General features: G+C 46.7%; 21 protein-coding genes. 18 read left to right on the top strand and 3 right to left on the bottom strand.

From position 1 onward, the window contains the following. The first annotated feature begins 435 nt into the window (after window positions 1-435). From A3EU_RS0102370 to A3EU_RS0102350, 5 genes are all read left to right on the top strand, one after another. Window positions 436-2,334: an outer membrane protein assembly factor BamB family protein gene (locus A3EU_RS0102370; protein ID WP_020534518.1), complete on the top strand. Its 1,899-nt coding sequence runs from the start codon at window positions 436-438 to the stop codon at window positions 2,332-2,334. A 379-nt stretch (window positions 2,335-2,713) separates the two neighbouring features. Further along, a complete protein-coding gene (locus A3EU_RS0102365; protein ID WP_020534517.1) occupies window positions 2,714-4,030 on the top strand; it encodes an ABC transporter substrate-binding protein in 1,317 nt (438 codons plus the stop codon). Between the two features lie 433 nt (window positions 4,031-4,463). Further along, on the top strand, window positions 4,464-5,225 hold the full coding sequence (locus A3EU_RS0102360) for an SDR family NAD(P)-dependent oxidoreductase (protein ID WP_020534516.1): 762 nt from the start codon (window positions 4,464-4,466) through the stop codon (window positions 5,223-5,225). A 286-nt stretch (window positions 5,226-5,511) separates the two neighbouring features. Next, window positions 5,512-6,723, top strand: a complete 1,212-nt coding sequence (locus A3EU_RS0102355) for an acyl-CoA dehydrogenase family protein (protein ID WP_020534515.1) — start codon at window positions 5,512-5,514, stop codon at window positions 6,721-6,723. A 287-nt stretch (window positions 6,724-7,010) separates the two neighbouring features. After that, the gene (locus A3EU_RS0102350) at window positions 7,011-7,523 is read left to right on the top strand and encodes a DUF1761 domain-containing protein (protein WP_026211186.1); all 513 of its coding nucleotides are present in this window, start codon (window positions 7,011-7,013) and stop codon (window positions 7,521-7,523) included. 76 nt (window positions 7,524-7,599) lie between these two features. Here A3EU_RS0102350 and A3EU_RS0102345 read toward each other — a convergent pair whose 3' ends face one another. Further along, a complete protein-coding gene (locus A3EU_RS0102345; protein ID WP_020534513.1) occupies window positions 7,600-8,700 on the bottom strand; it encodes a 3-keto-alpha-glucoside-1,2-lyase-like domain-containing protein in 1,101 nt (366 codons plus the stop codon). 460 nt (window positions 8,701-9,160) lie between these two features. On the opposite strand from A3EU_RS0102345, the gene A3EU_RS29130 reads away from it, so the two are divergent. Beyond that, window positions 9,161-10,435: a hypothetical protein gene (locus A3EU_RS29130; protein WP_156825623.1), complete on the top strand. Its 1,275-nt coding sequence runs from the start codon at window positions 9,161-9,163 to the stop codon at window positions 10,433-10,435. Window positions 10,436-10,742: 307 nt separating this feature from the next. Here the strand turns inward: A3EU_RS29130 and A3EU_RS0102335 are convergent, their stop codons facing one another. Both A3EU_RS0102335 and A3EU_RS0102330 read right to left on the bottom strand, forming a co-directional pair. Continuing rightward, complete coding sequence (locus A3EU_RS0102335; protein ID WP_020534511.1) at window positions 10,743-11,204, bottom strand: nuclear transport factor 2 family protein; 462 nt, start codon at window positions 11,202-11,204, stop codon at window positions 10,743-10,745. A 47-nt stretch (window positions 11,205-11,251) separates the two neighbouring features. Continuing rightward, window positions 11,252-11,794 (bottom strand): RNA polymerase sigma-70 factor, encoded by a 543-nt coding sequence (locus A3EU_RS0102330; protein ID WP_020534510.1) that lies wholly within the window; start codon window positions 11,792-11,794, stop codon window positions 11,252-11,254. 158 nt (window positions 11,795-11,952) lie between these two features. Between A3EU_RS0102330 and A3EU_RS0102325 the strand changes: the two genes are divergently transcribed. The 12 genes from A3EU_RS0102325 (at window position 11,953) to A3EU_RS0102265 (ending at window position 22,764) form a co-directional block, all read left to right on the top strand. Then, window positions 11,953-12,594: a CPBP family glutamic-type intramembrane protease gene (locus tag A3EU_RS0102325; protein WP_020534509.1), complete on the top strand. Its 642-nt coding sequence runs from the start codon at window positions 11,953-11,955 to the stop codon at window positions 12,592-12,594. A gap of 34 nt (window positions 12,595-12,628) precedes the next feature. Further along, the gene (locus A3EU_RS0102320) at window positions 12,629-13,006 is read left to right on the top strand and encodes a hypothetical protein (protein ID WP_020534508.1); all 378 of its coding nucleotides are present in this window, start codon (window positions 12,629-12,631) and stop codon (window positions 13,004-13,006) included. A gap of 112 nt (window positions 13,007-13,118) precedes the next feature. Then, window positions 13,119-13,298, top strand: coding sequence for a S1 domain-containing protein (locus tag A3EU_RS29125; protein ID WP_044085397.1), 180 nt, complete (start codon window positions 13,119-13,121; stop codon window positions 13,296-13,298). Between the two features lie 4 nt (window positions 13,299-13,302). Continuing rightward, a complete protein-coding gene (locus A3EU_RS0102310) occupies window positions 13,303-14,913 on the top strand; it encodes a right-handed parallel beta-helix repeat-containing protein (RefSeq protein ID WP_020534506.1) in 1,611 nt (536 codons plus the stop codon). A 55-nt stretch (window positions 14,914-14,968) separates the two neighbouring features. Further along, on the top strand, window positions 14,969-15,748 hold the full coding sequence (locus A3EU_RS0102305) for a HipA family kinase (protein ID WP_020534505.1): 780 nt from the start codon (window positions 14,969-14,971) through the stop codon (window positions 15,746-15,748). After that, window positions 15,738-16,121: a DUF3037 domain-containing protein gene (locus tag A3EU_RS0102300; RefSeq protein ID WP_020534504.1), complete on the top strand. Its 384-nt coding sequence runs from the start codon at window positions 15,738-15,740 to the stop codon at window positions 16,119-16,121. The genes A3EU_RS0102305 and A3EU_RS0102300 overlap by 11 nt, the downstream gene beginning before the upstream one ends. A gap of 172 nt (window positions 16,122-16,293) precedes the next feature. Continuing rightward, window positions 16,294-16,815, top strand: coding sequence for a DUF3592 domain-containing protein (locus A3EU_RS0102295; RefSeq protein WP_425412638.1), 522 nt, complete (start codon window positions 16,294-16,296; stop codon window positions 16,813-16,815). A gap of 247 nt (window positions 16,816-17,062) precedes the next feature. After that, window positions 17,063-20,515, top strand: a complete 3,453-nt coding sequence (locus A3EU_RS0102290; protein ID WP_020534502.1) for a hypothetical protein — start codon at window positions 17,063-17,065, stop codon at window positions 20,513-20,515. A gap of 108 nt (window positions 20,516-20,623) precedes the next feature. After that, the gene (locus tag A3EU_RS0102285; RefSeq protein WP_020534501.1) at window positions 20,624-21,469 is read left to right on the top strand and encodes a MaoC/PaaZ C-terminal domain-containing protein; all 846 of its coding nucleotides are present in this window, start codon (window positions 20,624-20,626) and stop codon (window positions 21,467-21,469) included. A gap of 75 nt (window positions 21,470-21,544) precedes the next feature. Continuing rightward, window positions 21,545-22,168: a hypothetical protein gene (locus A3EU_RS0102280; RefSeq protein WP_020534500.1), complete on the top strand. Its 624-nt coding sequence runs from the start codon at window positions 21,545-21,547 to the stop codon at window positions 22,166-22,168. Between the two features lie 118 nt (window positions 22,169-22,286). Further along, on the top strand, window positions 22,287-22,574 hold the full coding sequence (locus A3EU_RS29120; protein WP_020534499.1) for a hypothetical protein: 288 nt from the start codon (window positions 22,287-22,289) through the stop codon (window positions 22,572-22,574). Then, the gene (locus A3EU_RS0102265; protein WP_020534498.1) at window positions 22,567-22,764 is read left to right on the top strand and encodes a hypothetical protein; all 198 of its coding nucleotides are present in this window, start codon (window positions 22,567-22,569) and stop codon (window positions 22,762-22,764) included. The genes A3EU_RS29120 and A3EU_RS0102265 overlap by 8 nt, the downstream gene beginning before the upstream one ends. Window positions 22,765-22,778 lie beyond the last annotated feature (14 nt).

Raw genomic sequence — 22,778 nt, 5'->3', positions numbered from 1 at the left:
GAAGACCAGAAAGAGAAAGTATCGTAGCCTGGCAGACTACGACAAGCCTACATAATTGAAAGGTGTCCCAACCGTAGATCGCACTGGTACGATTGGCGCAAAAATAGCGCGCAGGCCAACAGGCCGGAGTGCGATGCCCGAATGGTCTGCTTCTCCGTAGCGTCGGGTTTGAAACCCGACGCTACGGAGAAGCAGACAGCTTGGTGCCAAAGAACGACGGCATGGCCCCAAATAAGCCTTAGCCAATTACTCCACCCCCTTTTCCTCATTTCCGGAGATAATTTCCTTTCTTTGCCGCCTGAAATGTACAATTGAGTAGCGCGCTCTGAATTTCTGCTTCTCATTTAACTATTCATTTCTTTTACCTGGTTACCATTTTATTGCTACTGCAATAGAGAATGGTACGCTATTTTATTTATCATATTAATTTGAATTATGAAAATTCGCACTTTCTTTAGCCTTCTACTCCTTGGTGCCAGCTTTTTTGCCAGTGCACAAGTAGAGCCTATTGCACAACTTACTGTGCAGGGTGGAGGTAAAGCTATTTTTATCCATGATTTTACCGGGGTGCCGATCGTACAAACCAACGAGACGTACACGGCTATCAACCCTATTAATCATACCGCATTATGGTCCGTAGATCGTAATAAAACGACAGCTGCACTGGAGTCTGTAGGTAGTTCTGGTACTGATGATTATGTTGATATCTTCAGCACACCTTTTGCTTTTTTAAATGGTTCAATCCTCAATGTACTGACCGGCCAGGTGTTGGTGGATGGCGTGAAGGATGAAATCAAGAGTTTCTCTACTTTTTACATCATTCCAGAAGCGGAACTGATTTTGGTAGAGCTTTATGCTAAAGGCAAAGTTCGTCTTTATGGACTTGATCCTTTTACGTCAGAAATGAAATGGGATGTGGACCTGCGCGAGATGAGTGGTCTTGGACAAGCGGTTGCTTCGGCAGAAACTAGCGGTCCTGCACCTTACGTTATCCCACCATTATTGACTGCCAATGGAGATTTGTTGTACCATAACGATAAGTACCTGGCATCAGTTGACCTGAGCAGTGGGCAGTTGAAGTGGAACAACAAGTTGAACCCTGGCTATATTTTCCAGAACGAAGATGCTACCAAGCTTCTGATTGCTGAAAAGCGAGGTGGTCTTGGTGGTGCAATGACCATGCCTACGGCAGGAGGTGCACCTAACAAGTTTAGTAAAACCCTATACCTGTTGGACGCCAATACCGGCGAAAGCCTCTGGAGCAAAGGTGATAGCAAAATGGACGGCAACATCCAGTTTATTATGCCTTATGACAACGGTTATATAGTTGTACACGATGCGGGTTTCAATATCTTCGATTACACCCCTGGCAAGTCTGCCGAAGGTCGCTGGAAGAAAGATTACTCAGAGAAAGGTGTTAAGGATATTGTGGTAGAAGAGGAAGGCCTGATGGTTTACTTCAAAAACCGCCGTATGTTGATTGATCCTGCAACGGGCGACGACCTTTGGAAGAAGACCGAGAAATTGGAGAAAGAACCTGCTGCGTACTTGATGGCTTGGAGAAGCCGCCAGACCCAAGTAGGTGACAACTACTTCTATACACAAGGTGGCAAAATCTATGTCAACGTGGGTAGAGGAACGGCTTCTTATTCTTATGATGCCTATGATTATAATGCAGATACAAAGCTGTTGGTGTTCACCAACTTTAATGATGAAGATGCTGCTGCGATCAAGGTAGGCCCTTGGAGACACTCTGCCAGAGCCATTAACATGGAAACGGGTGACAGTGAGGGGACAACCTATGGTATCCGTAAGGAAGTACAGTCGGTAGATAAAGTAGAGAATGGCTACTTCTTCTATAACGACCGTGGTTTTGCTTTGCTAAACTTCGATGGCGCTGATTGGTCGGAGGTGACCTGGGAGTACTATCCAGACCCTTCTCGCGGAGAAAGATTCCTGAAAGGTGCAGTGATGTCAGTAGCCTTAGCGGGCGCTTCTGTAAAGAATGGTCTAGCTGGATCTTCTTCTGTAATCACCAATGATGATGCAGCATTGGGCCGTTACGAGGCTCGCCAGTCGGCGCTGGAAAGCGGTAACGATGCTGCCAGTGAAATGGTAAAGCGTCGTAGAGTAGGTCGTGTTGAGAATGATTTCGGCTACTTCTTTGCTGGTAATGATGACAACCAACTGGTACTCTTCAAAGTAGATAAAAATACAGGAGAAGAAGTTAAGGAATACCCATTTGATGATAATCAACCGGTGTACGAAATCGACAGTGCTTATGGTCAGCTTTACTACTTGGTAGATGATCAGCTGAAGATTTTTGCGCTTTAAGTACTTGGACAGATGTAATCACGGATTGCTTTTTGAGTCTTTTCCTCCTACTCTTCGTACAGTCCTCAACTTGGTAGCTATGGCTACCAGTTTCCGGGCTTCCCTTGATTAGAAGAAAAATAGCGCTAAAAATCAATACCACATTTCTTTTGTCCAAGTACTTAAGCCACCAAGACTAACAACTAACAACCTCGTTAACCATAAATGCCCCGGACTATCTCTTTGATAGCTCGGGGTATTTTTTGCGTTTTTATTTTGTTCTGAAGATTGGATGTTTTGTAGACTTAAAGTCTGCTTTTTATTGCGAAGCAAAAATAAAATTGTTTAATTGGGTGAAAAATCGTAATTTATAGTAATTCTAATTAAAGCCAATTTGATTATGAGAAAAAGAATTACAACTATCCAATCAATACCTTATTTTGCCTCACTGATCTTGTTCTGTTTGCTGAGCGCTTGTTCAGAGCCAACGGAAATTGTTTTCACCCACGGGCCGGAAGATTCCGGAACGCTTCAGCAATTGGTCGATCAATTCAATGCGACCCACTCAGGCGACATTCACGTTACCTGGAAGCAAACATCTCGCCTATCAAACGAATATTACCGCGAGTTGGAGAAATCCTTTGAAACAGGCGGTTCCGACATTGATGTCCTGAGTGCAGATGTAGTATGGACGGCCACGTTTTCCGAAAGGAATTGGGTGAAGAATCTATCCGATCCATTTTTTGAGAATTACCAAGCCGATGCATTTGTTCCCGAGGCCTTAAATTCGGCTTCCTATCAAAATGAAGTATGGGGAGTTCCTTGGTACACTGACCTGGGGATACTCTATTACCGTAAGGACCTGCTCCAAAAGTTTAAGTTCAATGCTCCTCCTGCTACTTGGACCGATCTGGCGATTATGGCACATACGATAAAGGATGCAAATTTCACCAAGTATGGCTATGTCTTCCAGGGGGGCAACTACGAAGGAGGTGTCGCCAATGCCTGCGAGTTCATCTGGAATGCTGGAGGAGAAGTATTATTGGGGGATTTTTCTATTGATGCAGAAGCCTCACAGGCCCCGCTACTAATGATCAACAGCCAGGAGGCGATTCAAGGCATCGAGGATGCGCAAAACCTGGTTGCCGGAGGCGTAGCACCCGCTAATGTATTTGAATACAAAGAGGCTGAAGCCTTAGCGGCTTTCGAAAACGGTGACGCTATCTTTATGCGTTCCTGGCCGGGTGCTTATCACCGGATTTTATCAAAGGAAACACCTATAAACCCTGCCGATGTTGGCGTGGCAGCACTGCCCGTTAGTAAAGAGGGCAACCCTTCTTACAGCTGTTTGGGCGGTTGGAATTTGATGGTTAGTGCCTTTGCCAGCGAAGAAGAACAAAAAGCGGCCTGGGTATTCATTGAGTATCTGACCGATGAAATGCAGCAGCGCACACTTGCCTTGCAGGGAGGAATTATACCGTCTCTACGTCATCTCTATGAAGACGAGGCGCTGATCGCACAGGTACCCGCCATTGGCTTGGCCAAACAAGTAATGCCCAATGCCCGGCTCCGCCCAGTCACTCCTCATTACATGGATTTAGCCCCCGATATCGCTTGGGCTTTCAGCGAAAGCTTGCAAGAACACCTGTCGGCATTAGCAGCCGTTGAAACGATCGAAGGCTTGTTCAGAGCAACGACCGTAGTCNGTAGCGAATAGTCTTCTTTATGGGCCATGCCGGTAGTAGCGTTGCTGTGCAAACACCACTACGGCACCAGGCTGTCCATGAATATAATGTAGAGGCGCGATGTATTGCGTCTCTGCATTATATTTATTACCCACCTCCGCCCGAGCGGAGGACAGCGATTTTGCTTTAGGCTAGCATTTTTTTTGTAAAAGTGAATAGAGAAAATATATCCAAACCCCACGGGCCACGGCCCGCCCATGTCCTCGGGAGGAGGTGTCCCGCCAGGGAAGGAGGTGGGCTAGGGGGTCCAATCTGCTGTGTTTTACCCCTGTCGGTTTTAACCCTTTATTTTTTAGCGACAGTGGTAGACTACGCTTGCTGGGTCGTGAACCTCTTTCCTTAGTAGTTATTCGCAATAGCGAATTTTCGCTTATCTTCACCGGCCAGCAAAAAAGCCAACAATTCATGAAAGTATTTGATTTAAACGGGAAGGTCGCTGTTATCACAGGTTCTAGCAAAGGCATCGGTAAAGCAATGGCACTGACCCTGGCCGAAGCCGGCGCCAAAGTGGTGGTAAGCAGCCGCAAGCAAGATGCAGTGGATGCCGTAGCAGCAGAATTCAAAGCACAAGGCCTGGAGGCAATAGGAATCGCCTGCCATGTAGGTGATAGTGCCCAACGTCAAGCCCTGGTAGAAAAGACGATGGCTACTTATGGTCGTATTGATGTCTTGATTAACAATGCAGCCATCAACCCCATTTTTGGGCCGGTTGAAGATGCATCGGAGGATGCTTTCGACAAGATCATGAATGTCAATGTAAAGGCTGTTTGGCACTTGTCTAACCTGTGTATGCCTCACCTCAAAGAAGGTGGTGGCTCCATCATCAATATCAGTTCGGTAGAGGGGTTGCACCCCGGTTTTGGGCTAGGCCTCTACAGCGTAAGCAAAGCCGCCGTATTGATGTTAACAAAGAATCAGGCCAAGGAATGGGGGCGTCATGGTATTAGATCGAATGCCATCTGCCCAGGTTTGGTGAAAACCAAGTTGAGCGAAGCACTCTGGCAAAATGAAAAGCTGCTCCATAAATTAGAGAAACACTTACCGCTGAGCCGCATGGCCATGCCCGAAGAGATGACAGGATTGGCACTGCTACTGGCCTCTGAGGCTGGCTCTTACATGACGGGCGGCGTCTACACTGCCGATGGAGGTTATTTGATTGGTGGGTAGTTTTTGGGGTACCAAGTAGAGGGATATGGTTTGGCTTGTTAAGGGAGACCATCCCGGTATCATTGAGCGTATTTAGGTTTCGCGGGCTTTAGTCCGCAATCAATCGTGCATCAAAGCACTCCTTTTTAGGGTAACCAATGCGTTTCAATCGTAAGAGGTAAGGAGGACGAATCACCATTTTAAAAGTGCGGACTAAAGCCCGCGAAACCTGGTCATTTGTACTCAATTTATTTTTTTACTGTTCCTGATAATTCCTTGTCGGGTTCAGGAAATTAAGAATTAAGACATGAATTTCGAATATACAGCGCGCACTCAAGACTTGATCCAGCAGGTGGAAGCATTTATGGATCGCTACATTTATCCCGTCGAGCAGCAGCTCAATACCTATTACGGGCAACCGGAAAATTACTGGACGGTACACCCCAAAGTAGAAGAGTTAAAGGGATTGGCCAAATCGGCAGGCTTATGGAATTTGTTTCTGCCCAAAAGCTATGGCGAGTTGAGCCCAGGTCTGACGAATTTGGAATATGCGCCACTTGCTGAGCTGATGGGCCGCTGCAAGTGGGCTGCAGAGATTTTCAATTGCAGTGCTCCCGATACCGGAAATATGGAGGTGCTGGCCAAGTACGGCAATCCTGAGCAGCAGGAGCGTTGGCTGGAGCCCTTGATGGAAGGCAAAATACGCTCTGCTTTCCTGATGACCGAACCGGATGTAGCTTCGTCGGATGCCACCAACATCGAAACGTCTATTGTTGCCGATGGCGATGACTATGTGATCAATGGCCGCAAGTGGTGGTCGTCGGGCGCGATGCACCCTCATTGCAAGGTCGCGATTGTGATGGGTAAGACTGATTTTGAGGCCCAGCGCCACGTGCAGCAAAGTATGATTTTGGTGCCTATGGATACGCCTGGGCTGGAAATTGTGCGCCCGTTGAATGTCTTTGGTTCTTATGATGCGCCGGAAGGCCATGCAGAGATCAAACTCACCAATGTAAGGGTTCCTAAAAGCAATATTCTGCTTGGCGAAGGCCGAGGTTTTGAGATCGCTCAAGGGCGTCTTGGGCCGGGCCGTATTCACCATTGTATGCGCCTGGTGGGAGCTGCCCAACGCAGCCTGGAGCTGATGTGTCAGCGGGTGGCTAGCCGACAGGCTTTCGGGCGTACCCTCAAGGATTTTTCCAGCATCCGGCAAGATATAGCCACCTCGCGCTGCGAGATCGAACAAGCTCGTTTATTGACGCTTTCTGCTGCAGATAAAATGGATAGAGAAGGGAGTAAAGGCGCCAAGGATTTGATCAGCATGATCAAGATTGTTGCACCCCGTATGTGTCAGGGCGTTGTAGATAGGGCTATCCAGGCCCACGGCGGCATGGGGGTATCTGGCGATACACCTTTGGCAAGCTTCTTTGCCTATTCCCGCATCATTCGCATAGCCGATGGGCCGGATGAAGTACACATGTACCAGTTGGGGAGGAATACGGTGAAGGCGTGGATGTAGCTAATCTGCTTACTGCAGCCTAAAGGCGATCGGGATGGTGAAAGGTACGGTTACCGGAGTACCATCCTGCTTCGACTATTTTGGTACCTGTCTCCATTACAAAGTGGCTAGAGGAAAGCCGAGTCTGTGTTTTTGCTAAATATTCATTATCAGTTTTTTACGAGGCTTTTAGTGTGTTTGTCTATTTTTTTTGTTTATTTTTACGTATTATGATATTTTTTGTAGTCAAATCGAGGATTGTCAGCAATTAATTTCAATCGTTTTTCAAACCTATCTAAACAATTTTTATGATACCCACTAATTTCTACATGTACTTTGTAGCGGCCCTGATCCCGATGATCATAGGAGCTACTTATTATCACCCAAAAGTATTGGGTAATGCCTGGATGAAGAGCAATGGCTTTACGATGGAATCGCTACAAGGCGGTAATATGTCTGTGATTATGGGCACGGCCTACCTACTGTCTTTTATCCTGGCTTTCGGGATGACGGGCTCGGTGATTCATCAGGTCAATGTTGGGTCATTGTTTATGCCAGAAGTGATGGAACCGGGAAGTGCGATACAGCAAGAGTTCAATGAGCTTATGGTAAAGTATGGTGGTCGCTTCAGAACCTTTCCGCACGGGATGTTACACGGGTTTATTAATGCCTTGTTCTTTGCCCTGCCCGTGATCGGTATTAATGCTGCTTTTGAGCGCCGTGGCTGGAAATACGTCCTGATCCACTTTGGCTACTGGGCGATTACCTTGATGCTGATGGGAGGCTTGCTGTGTGCGACCTTGGAATTTGGAGGGCTATAAGCCGAGTTTTCGATAAATAAGAATGGCCAGCGACAGTGTCGTTGGCCATTCTTATTTATGGAGGAAGAGCCCCGGATTATTCGAGCGGGCTTAGCCAGCGGCCCTGGACGCCCCAACCACCGAAGGACTCACTAACGGCTATCCATACTTCGTTGTGGCCTTTCTTGAGTGGGAGGTAGACCGTATCGTGATAACCGATGGTGCCCAGGTAGCGAAAGTCTCGTGTACGATAGGAGTCATTGCCAGCAAATAGCAATTTGCCATTGAAAAAGATTCGGGCACGGTCGCTAAAACCAAATTGGAGGCCTTTGATCTGGGGTTGACTGGTGTTGATGGTAAGCTTTGCAAAAACCGTATTGGCACTGTCTCTCTGGAAAGCAGAGATTGTTGCTAGATTGGTCGTTCCGGAAGGGTCAGCAGCGAGTGTTGTCCATTGGAGATCTTGGGTGTCAAATTTCTCCAGATCGGTGATGGAGTTAAGGTCATTTTCTGCAAAAGGAGAAGATACTTCCCATGATTTTATGAGAGAAGGATCACTGGGAGGGGAATTAGTGGGCGAAGTTGTAGTGGTTTTCTCTGGAGACAGGACTTGGTAGGAGAAATTGGCAAAATAGGCCGGCAAACGACTGGCGTATAATTGTAGTGCTCCTTCTGTTGCGGCATGGTGTAGCCAAGGTATATTAAGACTAGGAGTAGTAGCGCCATTGAGGAATATAGTCGCTTGCCTGCCTTTGATGACCATCTTGATGTGGAACCATTGGTCAAACACGTAGGGCAGGGTAGCGGCGTACCCTTCGCCAGTATAAAGTTGCCAAGCGGTGAGTCCATTGTCGAGCGGCGTATACTGGTTGGCATCGGGTTTGCCAGACTGATGCGGGCGGAGGTAGAAAACCTCTGCATTGCGATCATCCTGGATACGAAAATTGATACCTGAAAAGCCCCGTTGCTCCGCGAACGCCATATCCCATTCGAGGATGCCATCTTGTAAAAGAACATCTTTGAGGGTAGCGCTTGCATCGCGAAGAAGGAGCGCATCTTGATTTTGGTAGGTTGTCAGTTCGTAGTGTTGACCTTCTAATTGCCAGCGGAGGCTATCAAATGGTACTGCAATGGTTTGGGCAATGCCAGTTGTGATAGACAGACTAAGAAGGATCGCAAAAAATAGTTTGGTGTACATGAAAGGTGATTTTTTATAATTTATTGCCAATGTTTCTCTGGATTATTCCCTTTGCTTTTGTGCTGTTTCTTTGGCCTAGCGATGTGCAGCAGCAGCCCTGGAAGAGGGCTGGCCCAAAGGGCTGAGTGAATAACGAACTGCGCAACGTAGCGCCCGAAGGGAGGCCCCAATAAGTGAAAAATGGCCCGACAGTAGAAAGTAAATACTCCTGCCGGAACCTTGCATTGCGCAAAAAATAAATAGCACCTTCTTTGAGGTTTTCCAAATAGTTGACCCGCTTGAAATGAATCGCTTAGCCATCTATTTGAAAAACGAAGGTTCCATTTCTTTTTGTGCTGTATTACACTTACTGATACAAAGGAGAAAAGAAGGGGAGAAAATATCAATACAAGGCTTGTACAATCTGGTACAAGTTGTGACGAGGGGCAAAATTTCCAAACAAGCTCTTATTTTTGTGATAATGAGTAAAGCGGAGGAAAATATAGCGAGGTGCCTGCTGGCGATTGAAGAAAAACTTGACTGGGGCCCCTCAGCCGGATGGACGCATCAGGATTTTGTGCGGTTGAGTGAGCGCATACAGGAAGAGACGGGCCACCCTTTGAGTTATGTGACCTTGAAGCGGGTATGGGGAAAGGTTGCTTATGAAAGTAGCCCTGCCGTGAATACATTGGATGTGCTGGCGCAGTTTGTGGCACATGAAAATTGGCGCGCTTTTGTGAGGGCAAGCGGTGGATTGGAGACGGTGAAAATCGCTGCGAAAAGCAAATCAACGAAAGGCCAATGGTGGCAACGGTGGCAGGCGATGGCTGGCGCACTAGGGCTGGCAGTGCTGCTGTTGGTGCTTTTTCCGGGACATAAGGAGGAACCGGCATTTAATCCGGACGATTTTCATTTTTTTAGCAAAAAAACACGTAGCGAAGGTGTACCTAATTCTGTTGTTTTTGAAATAGATGCGCGTCTTGCGCCTTTTGATTCGATAGAGGTTCAGCAGAGTTGGGATACACGACGCCGGGTGCGATTGCCACGTAGCCAGGAATATCATACCTCGATCTATTACTATCCGGGTTTTTACCTGGCAAAATTGCTGGTAGGTGGCGCTGTTGTAAAAGAGCATGCATTACATATTTTGTCGGATGATTGGTACGGTGCGATTGTACAGGAGCCGATACCGGTATACCTGCCGCCGCAAACTTTACGGAAGGAGGGGAAGCTAGCGGTGTACGCTAGCGATATAGCCGCACATGGCATACCACTGGAACCAGAAGTACCGCTGGTAAGAATGGGCTTGGCGCAAGATTTTGAAGGATTGAGCACCGATAACTTTCATTTGCGGGTAAGGTTGCGTAATACCTACGCAGCAGGTAGTGGCGCCTGCCAAGAGACTTATGTATATGTGATAGGAGAGGGGAGTATTATCAAAGTACCCTTATTCGCCATGGGGTGTATTGCCGCCTCGAATTTGCGGGTGATGCAGTACTATATGCCTGGGGATAAATATGATCTTTCGGCTTTTGGGGTGGATTTTTCGGAGGAGGTGTTACTGGAGATTGTAGCCAGGAAAGGCGTGCTGAAAATCTTGGTTAACAACAAGGAGGCCTACCAAACACCGGGGCAGGTAAAGCGACAAAAAATAAGCGCCCTGGATGTTAGATTTTCAGGAGGAGGGGAGATCGAAGAGGTTTTGTTTGGGAGCAGCGAAGGAGAATGGATAGTGGAAGAAAATTTTGAAAAGTAGCGGTGCAACAAGTTTGGATTATGTGAGTTGATGCTTGATGCTTTGTGCTTGGTGGGGTGGTGTTCATCCCGATTCTCGGGATTCACGGTTGTACTCGCTCACGCTCGTGGCTAGCGCGGCTGCCGCCGACGCAGAAAGCACTAAGCAACGTCGGATAAATAACTGTCAGATTTCCAAGGAATGATTTTGGCTTTACTCTTCGTTGAAGAACCGCCTCCCTTAGCTATGGCTAAGGTCGGGAACCTTCGCCTCAATTAAAACCAAAATCACTGATCTATCAAACCCGACACTTATTTATCCGGCGTCGCTAGGGTAAAAATGATTTGGGGTATTTGAAAAAGTCATACTGTCGAATGATCTGTTGATCTTCATTAAAAGTGAGCCAGATGGTGAAGAGGCCGGGCCAGCTTTGTAGTTCGTTTTTCCAGTAGAAAGGTTCGAGCCTACCTCTTATTACCGCGGTTTGCCCATCAATAGCAACCTCCTCGATTTGAAAAGTCTTTTGCTGGGGAGAAGTTTTGCGAAAGCTCGGATTGGGCCAGTCGTAGAAATCCCGAAAAGCATCTTTGCCATTGAATTCGAGCTCCAGGTTGACGTCTTCCAGGTAGATACTATCGCTGTAAAATGAGAGCATCTTCTCCCAGTCGTTTCGTTCTTGATAGGTTTGCAGGTAGTCGTCAACGACAGCTGTTAAGGTACTGTCTGTGTTGTTTTGGCAGGACAGTACCACAACGGATAAAAAACAGGCTAAGATAAAAGCACGACTCATGGCAATAGCGGTTCGTTTTCAGGAGGCATTCCAGCAGTTTATTGCCTTTATGCAGCCTGCAAGGAATGCCGCAAAATACGCAAAGCTTTAGCAATTTGGTTTTCGACCGTTTTGGGGCGTATGTCCAGGCGTTGGGCGATCTCTCGGTAACTGAGGCCATCGGTGCGATTGAGTTGGAAAATGGTCCGGCAGCGGGGAGGCAAGTGCTGGATGGTGCTCTTGATGTGGAGATCGGTTTCATCTCGGATAACCTCGTCTAAAGGCGTCGTAAGCGTGGTAATTGGCCCAGGCTGGTACTGCTTTAGGATACTTGCTCGCCGGGCCTGACGCCGCAAATAGTAAAGGGCTTCATTGATAGCCATTTTACGCAAGTAGCCAGGCAGAGAAAGGTGGATAGCAATCTGTTCACGTTTGCGCCAAGCACGAATGAACACGTTTTGTGCCAAGTCTTCGGAGGTATCTTTATCTTTGATAATCCGATAAATGGTTTGACACATAAGTGGATAGTAGTCGTGAAAAACCTGCTTGACGGCGTTTTGATCGCCAGCTTGGAAACGAAGAAAGAGGTCGGTGTTGTCGGGTGATTTCATGGTGAAGGATTTTCGTGCTGTTTCGAAGGATAAATTAGTTCTTCCTGTAGTAAATAAGTATGACGCAAAGATATGGGGAGGACCACTACCCGTCGTTCGGATTTATAATTCAGAACGGATTGGGTTTTCTCTATTTTTAAGAAAATAAAAAACGCGCTATGCAAATAACCAATCGTACCCGCCTACTAGAAGCAGGAGCCGTTGTACTTACGGGCCTGGGCAAGTTTATTTTTATGGATATGCTGGAATGGCGGTTGCCTTACATCGCCACGGCTTGTTTGGCGTGGTTGGCTTATGTACTATATCGTCGTAGCCAGTCGCCGGGAATATTAGCTTATTGGGGGTTTACAACGGTAGGTTTTTGGCGCACTTTTGGGTTATTGTTGCCGTTTGCGGTCGCCTTGGTAGTCGTCTTTTATCTTTTAGGTAATCATTGGGGGACGAATCGCCTCAATTGGGGAATACTCCCGATTATGCTTTTGTATCCCTTGTGGGGCATCGTTCAGCAGTTTTTGATAGTAGGATTGATCGGTAAAAACCTGCGGGACCTGGAGCAACCCAAACTTGCCCTTTGGGCTGTCATACTACTGACAGCTACGGTATTTGCTGTGGTACACTTCCCTTTCCTTTTGTTGGTGACTGGTACTTTTGGACTGGCATTGGTGTACACTTGGCTGTATTTACAAGGGCACAATCTTTTGGTGTTGGGCATCTATCACGGTTGGTTAGGAGGGTTTTTCTTTTACAGTTTGCTGGCCCGTGACCCTTGGCAAGAGGTGTTTGGTGGGCTAGTTTTTTAGAGGGGCAGATTCTTGAATGATAAAAAAGAGGAAGATGACGAGTATGGATTTGCCTAAAGACATCGTAGAAAGAGTCAAACGTGATTTTCAAAAAGAAGAAGCTGCATTTATCTTTGATCAGATCAGCTTTGGTAGGCGAGTGAAGTCTATTTTTTATACCGATAGTTGTATTCGGGCTGTCGTGTATTTGGCCAATGGGAATGTGCTGGAATTTTGCAAAATACTACTACGCTCCTACGATTATCGAGATATTTTGATGGAAGCGGAACAGAAATCGGGCAATACAGGGCATTATTTTCATGTCTCTTTTGATGAAATAGAGAAAATCAACCTCCGCATTCAACAGGATTTGGCGCAAAGAGCCGAAGAAGAAGGTTCGTTGCCTGGAGATTTTCATCAGGAAAAGGAATAATTGGCAGCTTATGCAAACACCAACTTTTGAATTAAGGAAATGTATCGTTGAGTAGGAAGCCTCTCCTGGAACGTACCTGACTATTGACAGTATAAACGGGGAGGAAGTATTGATGTCTTTAACAGGGCGTCTACGGATGGCAGGTTATAGTCTTCAAAAGGGCGATGTCGTTTACGTCACTGTTTCTCCATACGAAAGAGGACGAGGACGGATATTTGTGGAGGAAAGAGAGTTCAGAGCCGACTATTACAATGACCTGATGCGGCAAAAAAAGGAATTGGATAAAAAATAGGAAGATGAAACAGCTCTTGATGTTAATGATGCTTACTACGCTAGGCCTTATTGCTTACGGGAACAAGTATTACCTCGACCCTGCCAACGGGAGCATCACCAATGATGGTTCTATAGATTCGCCATGGGGAGCTTTGGAGGAAGTGATCAATGCCAATCTTATTGTCTCTAATCGTTATTCGCCACTGCCATACAATGCTGTTACCAGTAGCTTGGTCCCCCAAAATATCAACGGTGTTGTACATGCTGGCGATACGCTGGTTTTATTGGATGGGCTACACGGCGAAGTCTTCCTGCAAAATTACATCAATGAATTTCCGGTAACGATAATAGGGGAGGAGGGGCACGTTCCCGTTATTGAAAAAATTAGGCTGCAAGCCTGCAAAAACTGGCGCTTTGAAAACGTAAAGGTGAGTACTTCTGATTATGGTTATTTTCTGAATTGGAGACTGTTTTATATTGAGTCACACGCGCATCAGGGGCCATCTTCTAATATTGAAGTGCATGGTTGTGAAATATACAGCCATCCGACACCTTGGACTACGGCAGAAGAATGGTTAACACAAGTAAGTGATGGCATTTATATTAGAGCCGACTCGGTTGTCGTTACGGGTAATTTGCTCACCAATATCGATATGGGCATCACGGCCTGGGGAGATTATATCAGAGCCGAGAACAATCAAGTGATCAATTTTTCTGGTGATGGGATGCGTCTATTAGGTTCGCACGTGATCTTCGAGTCTAATTTGATAAAGAATTGCTACGATGTGGACGACAACCATGACGATGGTATCCAGTCTTGGACCGTCAATGGTATCGTGGTTGATGACAACCAGGTCATTGGCAACACCATCATCAATACGGATGATCCATCTCGGCCGCTGAATGGGCCTTTGCAGGGGATTGGTTGTTTTGACGGATTTTACAATAATTGGGTCGTGGCGAATAATGTCATTAGTGTAGATCATTGGCATGGTATCACCTTTTTGGGAGCTAACAACTGCCAGATCATCAATAATACCGTCATTGACCTTACCCCGGATATCACTCCCGGTGCGAGCTGGATAAGGATTGATGATCATAAAAACGGAGCACCCAGTACTGGTTGTGTGGTGGCCAATAATGTGGCCAATCAATTTGTCGTAGATGGAGAACAGTTGAACAACATCGTACTGAATACCTATTCGGAATACGAGGATAACTTCACGGATCATGAAAATTTCGACTTTTACCCTACGCCTACGAGTATACTGATTGATGCAGGGGATATTGATTATGCAACCTTGTTTGATATTGTCAATAACGACAGATTCGCCGATGATAGCCCTGATGTTGGAGCTTATGAATTTATTCGCCCGAATGCAGTAGGTGGCATTGACCAACAGGTAGATATTCAGCTTTTTCCTAACCCTTTTAGCGACCAAGTGTATTTGCCAGAAGCGGGAAATGATTGGGTATTCGAACTTTATGATGCCGGTGGTCGGCGGTTGTTTATCGTTAATTATCAAGGTTTGAATGACCACCTTGGTCAATTGGCAACTGGAGTCTATTTTTTGAAAATCACCAGCCAGGATGATGCGGCCTTTCTAACAGTCAAGACACTGATTAAGGGCTAGCGATTATCAGTGATTGGCAAAAAAGACCCCATAACTTTTCCCTATCTTGGCGACCATGAAAAAGATAGAAATCCGAACGGTTGATGTTGTACAATACTTGCAGCCGCTGCGAGAAGGAGGCTCGTTACCCGCCATTGTAAAAGCCGACGATGATTTCCTTTACGTCTTGAAATTTCGCGGAGCAGGGCAGGGCAAAAAAGCGCTCGTAGCCGAGTTTATTGGTGGTGAACTCGCCCGGGCAATGGGATTGAAAGTGCCCGAGTTGGTGTTTATGAACCTGGACAACTCCTTCAGTCAGACGGAGCCGGATGAGGAAATACAAGATTTGCTGAAGTTTAGTGTAGGGCTCAACCTGGGGATGCATTTCCTTTCCAGTGCCATTACTTATGACCCCCTGGTATCTGAAGCTGACGCTGCAACTGCGGCAAAAGTGGTGCTGCTGGATAGCATGATTATCAATATCGACCGGACATCCAAGAATACAAACCTGCTGAACTGGAACAAGGAATTGTGGCTGATCGATCACGGAGCCAGCCTATATTTTCATCATAATTGGGCCCATTGGGAAAAACACTTGGATCGAACGTTCCCCAATATCAAAGACCATGTTCTTTTGGAACGAGCCACCAACTTAATGGCGGCGGCAACCGAAATTCAATCTCGGGTAACCTCATCGGTTATTGCGGATATCATTGCTAATATTCCAGAAGATTGGTTGGAAGAAGAAGGTAGTCCTCTTCCCCCCGCAGAAAAAAGAGCGGCCTACGAGGCGTTTTTGAATTCCCGAATCGCTAAGCTTGCTGCTTTAGCCAAAGAAGCTGCCGATGCCCAATAAAGTCCCTTACGAATTTGCCGTCATCCGGGTGGTCCCCAAGGTGGAACGCGAAGAATTTATCAACGTGGGGGTCATCGTGTTCTCCAAACGCAAAAAATACCTGGACATCAAGTACCAGCTCAATGAAAATCGCTTGCGGGCGTTCTCTGAAGAGTTGGATGTGGAGATGCTAAAAGGCTATCTCAAAGCTTGGGAAGCAGTATGTAGGGGTGGTGCACAAGGCGGTAGCATCGGTCAGCAGGAGCTGCCTTACCGCTTTCGCTGGTTATCCGCATCCCGAAGTACGATTTTACAAACATCTCGCATTCATCCAGGTATTTGTGATTCTCCGGAGGAGGTGTTAGAGGATTTGTTTCAGCGGTATGTGTTGTAAGCGCATAAAGGTGGTTACCATTGCCTGTCTCAGGCTATTTATTGCAAATGGAAGCAAATTCAAAGAATAGTTAGTGAGAAAAAAAACAATAGGAAACGGCAATTGGATTATAAGAGCTTTTTTAGGGATGTTTATTCTCCCTGGTTTATGCCTTGGCTTATACGGTACCGTTATGTCAGTAGTCGCACAAAGCTGGACACCGGCAGAAGCGACTATAGAGAAAATTATCTATGAAGCCAGCTCTTCGAGCAGCCCCCGAAGAGGAAGTGGTAAACGGAGCAGCCGTAAAAAAAGAACCGTGCGGCGAATGCGAGTAGCCTATTCGTACCAGTGGGAAGGAGATACGATTACCAGTGATCGAAACGCTTTTCTTCAGGGGTTTTCGACCAAAAAGATTGATCGGGATAAAATTGAAGAAAAGTTGGTCGTAGGGGAGAGAATTGTAGCCTATGTTAACCCTTGGAATCCAAAGAAGGCTGTCTTAGTACGCGGAATCCACAACTCCATTTTATTCTGTTACGTAAGTGCAGTTTCTTGTTTCCTGGTTTTTGCGGCCATATCGGGCATATTCCTAAATTACCCTTCTGTCGATTTTGGTACTAGATCATTGGTGGTTTTAGTCGTTTTGTACATTGTTTATTTCGGAATCGGTATTGATCGTTCTGTGTTGCGGTTGATTGAAGTGGTACCGTAATCATTGACGGGGATCTTCGAGCTAAAATTGGTAGAAGGATTGAAGANGAGGTGTTTTGGGAGGCAATCGACCAGTGCGATCATGCGTTTACCCAGCGGATTTCCCATTTCCTAAAACAGCCTTCCCTTACAATATTTAAAAAATACCCATAAAATTCTATCTTCGGGTCTAAGAGCTTCTGGGGGCGTTTTTATTTACAAAATGATATGCACCTAAAAGCTCTTGTAAACTTTCCAACATAGAACGCATGAGTAAGCAAGCTATCCACATCGGCCCGGCACCTCTCCATTATTCCAATGACCAGGTGTCTGGTGAATTCGTCACTCGCGACGGAATAGAATACTACAAAATTAGCCATTACGATCAAATGCCACCCTTCTTCATGAGTGTGGTGAGCGATGACGATCATTGGCTCTACATCTCCAGTAAAGGCGGCTTGTCGGCAGGTCGGAAAAATCCGGAAAATGCCCTGTTTCCTTATTATACGGATGATAAAATCCATGACAGTGGCGAACTTACCGGTAGCAAAACGATACTTCTGGTAGAGAAAGACAGTAAGACTTTCCTCTGGGAACCTTTCTCTGAACGTTTTGAAGGGGCTTACAAGGTCAGCCGCAATCTGTACAAAAATATCTGTGGAAATCAGCTGATCTTTGAAGAAGAAAACCACGATTTAGGACTCACCTTTTCTTACGGTTGGTATAGCAGTAAGCAGTATGGCTTCGTGAAAAAATCACGTCTGGAGGGCCATCACGCTGCTTCCGTTAAAGTCCGAGTACTGGATGGTTTGCAAAACCTGTTGCCCTACGGTATCGACCTCAAGATGCAAACCGAACGCAGCACCTTGCTGGATGCTTATAAGAAAAATGAATTGCTGGAACCTTCCGGATTGGGGCTGTTTCTCCTAAGCTCTATCCCTGTGGATAAGGCGGAACCCAGCGAATCGCTTCAGGCGACTACCGTCTGGTCTACTGGCCTGGATGCAAAGACCAACCTTCTTTGTTCTCGGCAGTTAAGCGACTTCCGCGAAGGGCAAGCCCTTACCGATGAAACCGATATTCGTGCCGAACGGGGTGGTTATTTTATAGAAAGCGCTTTGTCGCTGGAAAAAGGGGAAGACAAGACTTGGTATTTTGTCGCCGAGATCAATCAAGGTCCTGCTGAGGTGGTAGCACTGGCCGATTGGATCAGCCAAGATGCTGGCTTATCTGCGGCCCTGGAGGCCGATATTGCCGCTGGTACGGAGAACCTGATTCAGATTGTCGCCAATGCGGATGGACTACAACAAACGAGCGATAAGTTGCTAACGGCCCGGCATTTTGGGAATGTCCTATTCAATGTGATGCGTGGCGGCATTTTTGACCAGAATTATCTGGTGACCAAAAGGGATTTGCTGGCTTTTATTAGTCATCATAACAAAACGGTAGCAGCCCAGCACAAAGCATTTTTGCAAGGTCTACCAGCAACGATTGCTTATACCGACTTAATAGGTGCAGCAGCCAAAGAGGGCGACGCTCAATTGCATCGTCTGTGTTTGGAATACCTGCCCCTCACGTTCAGCCGTAGACATGGTGACCCCAGCCGGCCGTGGAATCGCTTCTCTATCGAATTACTAGAACCGTCCGGCGAAAAGAAACTCTACTACGAAGGCAACTGGCGTGATATCTTCCAAAATTGGGAAGGCCTGGCCTTGTCCTACCCTCGCTATCTGGAAGGGATGATCAGCAAATTTGTCAACGCCTCCACCCCCGATGGTTACAACCCTTACCGAGTCACCCGCAACGGCATAGATTGGGAAGTCATCGAAGAAGATGATCCCTGGTCGTACATCGGTTACTGGGGCGATCACCAGATTATTTACCTGCTGAAATTACTGGAGCTTTCCCAGGCTCATCATCCCGATGCGCTTACGAAAATGCTCACGCAGCCCTTGTTTGCTTACGCCAATGTACCTTACCGCATTCGGAGTTACGAAAAGCTGCTGGCCGATCCGCAGGATACCGTCGATTTTGACCACCAGCTGGAAGAAGAAATTGGCCATCGGGTAGCCGCCCAAGGAGCCGACGGAAAGCTGGTTTGGAACAAAAAAGGCGAGGTGCTTTTGGTTAACCTTACGGAAAAACTTTTGGTAACGCTACTGGCAAAATTGTCCAACTTCATCCCAGAAGGCGGCATCTGGCTCAATACCCAACGCCCGGAATGGAACGATGCCAACAACGCGCTCGTCGGGAGTGGCGTATCCATGGTGACACTCTTCTATATCCGCCGTTTCGTAACCTTTTGCCAATCGCTTTTTGAGCAATCACAGCAAGACGAAATAGCTGTTTCAACGGAAGTTGCCGAGTTGCTCACGGCTATTGCCAATACCTTTAAGCAACATAAATCGCACTTGTCTGGCCCGATCAATGACGAACTTCGCCGCCAGATTGTGGATGAGTTGGGCCGTGCTGGCGAATCCTACCGCAATCAAGTTTACGCTGGATTCTCTGAGAAGAAGCGCTCGGTTAACCGCAACGACATTTCGGCCTTCCTAAGCGATGTCTTGGCTTTCACAGACCATACGATTAAAGCCAACGAACGCCCCGATAAACTCTACCACTCCTATAACTTGATGAGTGTCAAGGAAGACGGCGGTATTGCCATTCGGTATTTGTACGAAATGCTGGAAGGACAAGTCGCTGTACTTAGTGCCGGGGTACTTTCTTCGGCTGAAGTACTGGATCTCTTGCGTGCTTTGCGCAAAAGTGACCTTTACCGCGCCGATCAACACAGTTATATCTTGTACCCCGACCGTCAGCTTCCTCGCTTTGAGGTCAAGAATACGCTGCCAGCATCCGCTGTTGAAGGGTCAGCTTTGCTTAGCCAGATGGTGGCTAACGAGGATCACCGATTGATTGAGCAGGATGTTCGAGGCGACTATCATTTCAACGGAAGTTTCAATAACAAGAAGGATATCGAACGGGTGTTGGCTACGCTATCCGAAAGCGAATACGGCCAGTTGCCGCAAACAGAAGCTGACCATATCCTGGCTGCTTTTGAAGGCGTGTTTGATCATCAGTCCTTCACAGGGCGGTCGGGCACTTTCTTCGGTTACGAAGGCCTGGGGTCCATCTATTGGCACATGGTATCTAAGTTGTTGCTAGCTGTGGAGGAAAATTGTTGGCAAGCTATCAAAGCTGGCGAAGACGAGCACGTGGTCAAGGAGCTGGTCGATCATTATTACGATATCCGCGCCGGATTGGGTACTCACAAAACGCCGGAAAATTACGGCGCTTTCCCTATGGACCCTTATTCTCATACCCCTGGCAATGCGGGTGCTCAACAGCCGGGTATGACCGGACAAGTAAAGGAAGATATCCTCTCGCGTTTCGGCGAGCTGGGCATCTTCGTCGAAAACGGACAGATTGAATGCCGACCAGAGTTGCTACAGACTTCTGAGTTTTTGACTTCTGAGGAAACCTTTACTTACGTAGATGTAAAAGGAGATTCAAAGGAGGTTTCTTTGTCTAAAGGAACCCTGGCTTTCACGTATTGTCAGGTGCCTTTTGTTTACCAACGAGGAGAGAAAGCATCGTTAAAAATTCTTTTGCAGGATGGTACGACCTCCGAGTTAGCAGGTAACCGTCTGAGTGAAGAATGGAGTGATAAAATAATGAACCGTACGGGTGAGGTGGTTCTGGTAGAGGTTGTGCTCGCTTAAGTACTCGATTTGCTAGCGAATCCCGTGCTTTTCCTATTTATCGGTCAGAGGTAAAACGATTCCCCTCGTGCCCCCCGAGGCTTCGGGATGAAGATATAAACTAACAAAATGAAACCCCAACTTCCACACCTGTCGAAACTCATCTTGCCGTCGTTGCTTACGCTGCGAAGAGGGGTAAAGATCAAGCCTTCGGGTATTGTGCTGGATAGTGTTTACGAGGAGGTGATGGTTGATCAGGCGGCACTGCAAAAATATGTGGCGATGATGGAGTGGGCTCAGCAAGCGCCCTTTGCTTACCTTTATATTTTGGCCCAAAGAGCACAGACGGCACTCATGTTAGAGAAAGCCTTCACCATTGCTATTCCTGGTTTGGTACACCTGAGTAACCAGCTGGAGGCATTGGCTGATTATGATATGCAGCAGCCCTTCAAGATAGAAGTTGCAGGAGAGGTGCCTTACAAGGAAGATGGTCCACTGATCATCACTTTTAAGGTTGATTTCTGGCAGTTGGGTGCAAAAATAGCTACCTGCACGAGTGTATATCTCGCCAAGCGAAAACGTAAACAACCAAGCTCACGAAGCCCCAAAAAGCCAGAAGTAATGCGTTTGGATACGCCTGCTTTTAGTGAGGAATGGGATATTCCAGCCCACCTGGGCAAACAATACGCCAAGGCTTCCGGAGACATCAATCCCATCCATACGTCTACCTTGATAGCGAAAACGATGGGGTTTCCCCGGCGTATTCTACACGGCTGGTACAGTGCTGTCCGTGCATTACAATCTGCCGAAACATTTTTGGGTAAACCAGTGAAAACGATTGCCGTGGACTTCAAAGCGCCAGTATACTTACCAAGTAAACAGGCCTTAAAACTTTGGTTTGTAGAGGAAGAGCTTATCTTCGAGTTGAGCGATAGCAAAACGGCCCGCTTAACGATGCGGGGTACAACGCATTAGGTCATGGCACTTGCTGTCTTTTATCAAAGAACATCCAGGTTCTAAAGGAACTTGACACCAAATACCCATCTAGAAATGAGAAATCACTACTTGCGTAATTTCGGGTACTTCTGTATCCTGATAACCCTTTGCTGTGCCAGCTGTGCCGCTCGATATCATCCTATTCAACCAGAAACAGTAGCGTTTATCACGTTACCAGACAGTTTGGCCAAACAGGAGGTCACCTTTGCCTATCGCTATCACGTGTTGAAAGATGCAGGGAATCGGAAATATGCAAAAAAAGAAAAACGCCACGGCATCAGCCTATTGGCTTTACGGATTGTCAACGACAGGCCAGATACCCTATTATTTCCGGAAGACTTTTACGTCTTAGGCCCTAATGGAGGAGATTCTTTGAATATTCTGTGGGCCGATATGGTTTACGATCGCTTGCTGCAAGATAAATACCAAAAGAAAGGAAACTATGAGGTGCCGTTGGGGCGTGGTTTTGGCGACGCCATGATCAATAATATGGGCCTAAGTGTTAAACGATCAACGGAAAAAAAGGCAAACGAGCTTTTTTCTCAAGAGCTCGACGATTTCTATCTGGTGCCTTGCTATATCGCCCCTGGTGTATCCATGGTAGGATTAGTGGGCATAAATGTAGAACGAGATACGTATTTGAGGTTTGGCGTAAAAGAAAATGGGCACAACGATTAGGAAAAAAAGTTTCAAAAAGTCCTGGTGCTACCGTATTGGATAAGTAAAATAGGAGGTGGAGCGCAAATTACTTAATTTATCTCCGTACTTATTTATCATAGACAAAAAACAAGAACAAGTGAGCTTAGCAACATCATTAATAAACTTCCTGAAAGGTCATCCTAGCCCTGACACGGAAGAAACACCCGAAGGAGTGTGCCCTAATTGTTGGGGTAAGACCGAGTATAGCGGCCAATTATACGAAGCGGTAAAGAACGATAATGTAGATGTCAACAGCACCAACCCCAACATAGGTTGGATCCAGGATTATGCTAATAAACACCTGAATGGAATCAAGCTGAATGACCAAGGCGAAAACTTAGTATGTAATAGCTGCAAGGTGAGTTACCGCAAAAAGGATGCGTAAAGTAAGTATGGAAAACTACCTTGCGGAGCCTGCTCGCTACGAATTACGTGCAGGTTCCGAAGAAGGCGCCCCACCTTGCCCCTACGGCAATCAGTACCAATGGGTAGGCTTTGATCTGAAAACCCAGGAGTACGTTCGATTTACCAAGTCGGTTTTCAAGTTGTTGGTGAATGATCAAGCACGTCGATGATTAGTGCTCTAATT

This window comes from Lewinella cohaerens DSM 23179 (assembly GCF_000379805.1).
GTDB lineage: Bacteria > Bacteroidota > Bacteroidia > Chitinophagales > Saprospiraceae > Lewinella > Lewinella cohaerens.
The sequence above is the reverse complement of the archived record's forward strand: the minus strand, read 5'-3'. Positions and strand labels throughout refer to the sequence as shown.

What these genes read in the sequence shown, in the direction of transcription:
- A3EU_RS0102330 (WP_020534510.1), bottom strand. Translation starts at nt 11,794, where the DNA reads ATGAAATCACCCGACAACACCGACCTCTTTCTTCGTTTCCAAGCTGGC.
- A3EU_RS0102370 (WP_020534518.1), top strand. Translation starts at nt 436, where the DNA reads ATGAAAATTCGCACTTTCTTTAGCCTTCTACTCCTTGGTGCCAGCTTT.
- A3EU_RS0102350 (WP_026211186.1), top strand. Translation starts at nt 7,011, where the DNA reads ATGATACCCACTAATTTCTACATGTACTTTGTAGCGGCCCTGATCCCG.
- A3EU_RS0102300 (WP_020534504.1), top strand. Translation starts at nt 15,738, where the DNA reads ATGCCCAATAAAGTCCCTTACGAATTTGCCGTCATCCGGGTGGTCCCC.
- A3EU_RS0102335 (WP_020534511.1), bottom strand. Translation starts at nt 11,204, where the DNA reads ATGAGTCGTGCTTTTATCTTAGCCTGTTTTTTATCCGTTGTGGTACTG.
- A3EU_RS0102280 (WP_020534500.1), top strand. Translation starts at nt 21,545, where the DNA reads ATGAGAAATCACTACTTGCGTAATTTCGGGTACTTCTGTATCCTGATA.
- A3EU_RS0102320 (WP_020534508.1), top strand. Translation starts at nt 12,629, where the DNA reads ATGACGAGTATGGATTTGCCTAAAGACATCGTAGAAAGAGTCAAACGT.
- A3EU_RS29125 (WP_044085397.1), top strand. Translation starts at nt 13,119, where the DNA reads ATGTCTTTAACAGGGCGTCTACGGATGGCAGGTTATAGTCTTCAAAAG.
- A3EU_RS0102325 (WP_020534509.1), top strand. Translation starts at nt 11,953, where the DNA reads ATGCAAATAACCAATCGTACCCGCCTACTAGAAGCAGGAGCCGTTGTA.
- A3EU_RS0102310 (WP_020534506.1), top strand. Translation starts at nt 13,303, where the DNA reads ATGAAACAGCTCTTGATGTTAATGATGCTTACTACGCTAGGCCTTATT.
- A3EU_RS0102285 (WP_020534501.1), top strand. Translation starts at nt 20,624, where the DNA reads ATGAAACCCCAACTTCCACACCTGTCGAAACTCATCTTGCCGTCGTTG.
- A3EU_RS29130 (WP_156825623.1), top strand. Translation starts at nt 9,161, where the DNA reads ATGAGTAAAGCGGAGGAAAATATAGCGAGGTGCCTGCTGGCGATTGAA.
- A3EU_RS0102265 (WP_020534498.1), top strand. Translation starts at nt 22,567, where the DNA reads ATGCGTAAAGTAAGTATGGAAAACTACCTTGCGGAGCCTGCTCGCTAC.
- A3EU_RS0102345 (WP_020534513.1), bottom strand. Translation starts at nt 8,700, where the DNA reads ATGTACACCAAACTATTTTTTGCGATCCTTCTTAGTCTGTCTATCACA.
- A3EU_RS0102295 (WP_425412638.1), top strand. Translation starts at nt 16,294, where the DNA reads ATGTCAGTAGTCGCACAAAGCTGGACACCGGCAGAAGCGACTATAGAG.
- A3EU_RS0102290 (WP_020534502.1), top strand. Translation starts at nt 17,063, where the DNA reads ATGAGTAAGCAAGCTATCCACATCGGCCCGGCACCTCTCCATTATTCC.
- A3EU_RS0102305 (WP_020534505.1), top strand. Translation starts at nt 14,969, where the DNA reads ATGAAAAAGATAGAAATCCGAACGGTTGATGTTGTACAATACTTGCAG.
- A3EU_RS0102355 (WP_020534515.1), top strand. Translation starts at nt 5,512, where the DNA reads ATGAATTTCGAATATACAGCGCGCACTCAAGACTTGATCCAGCAGGTG.
- A3EU_RS0102360 (WP_020534516.1), top strand. Translation starts at nt 4,464, where the DNA reads ATGAAAGTATTTGATTTAAACGGGAAGGTCGCTGTTATCACAGGTTCT.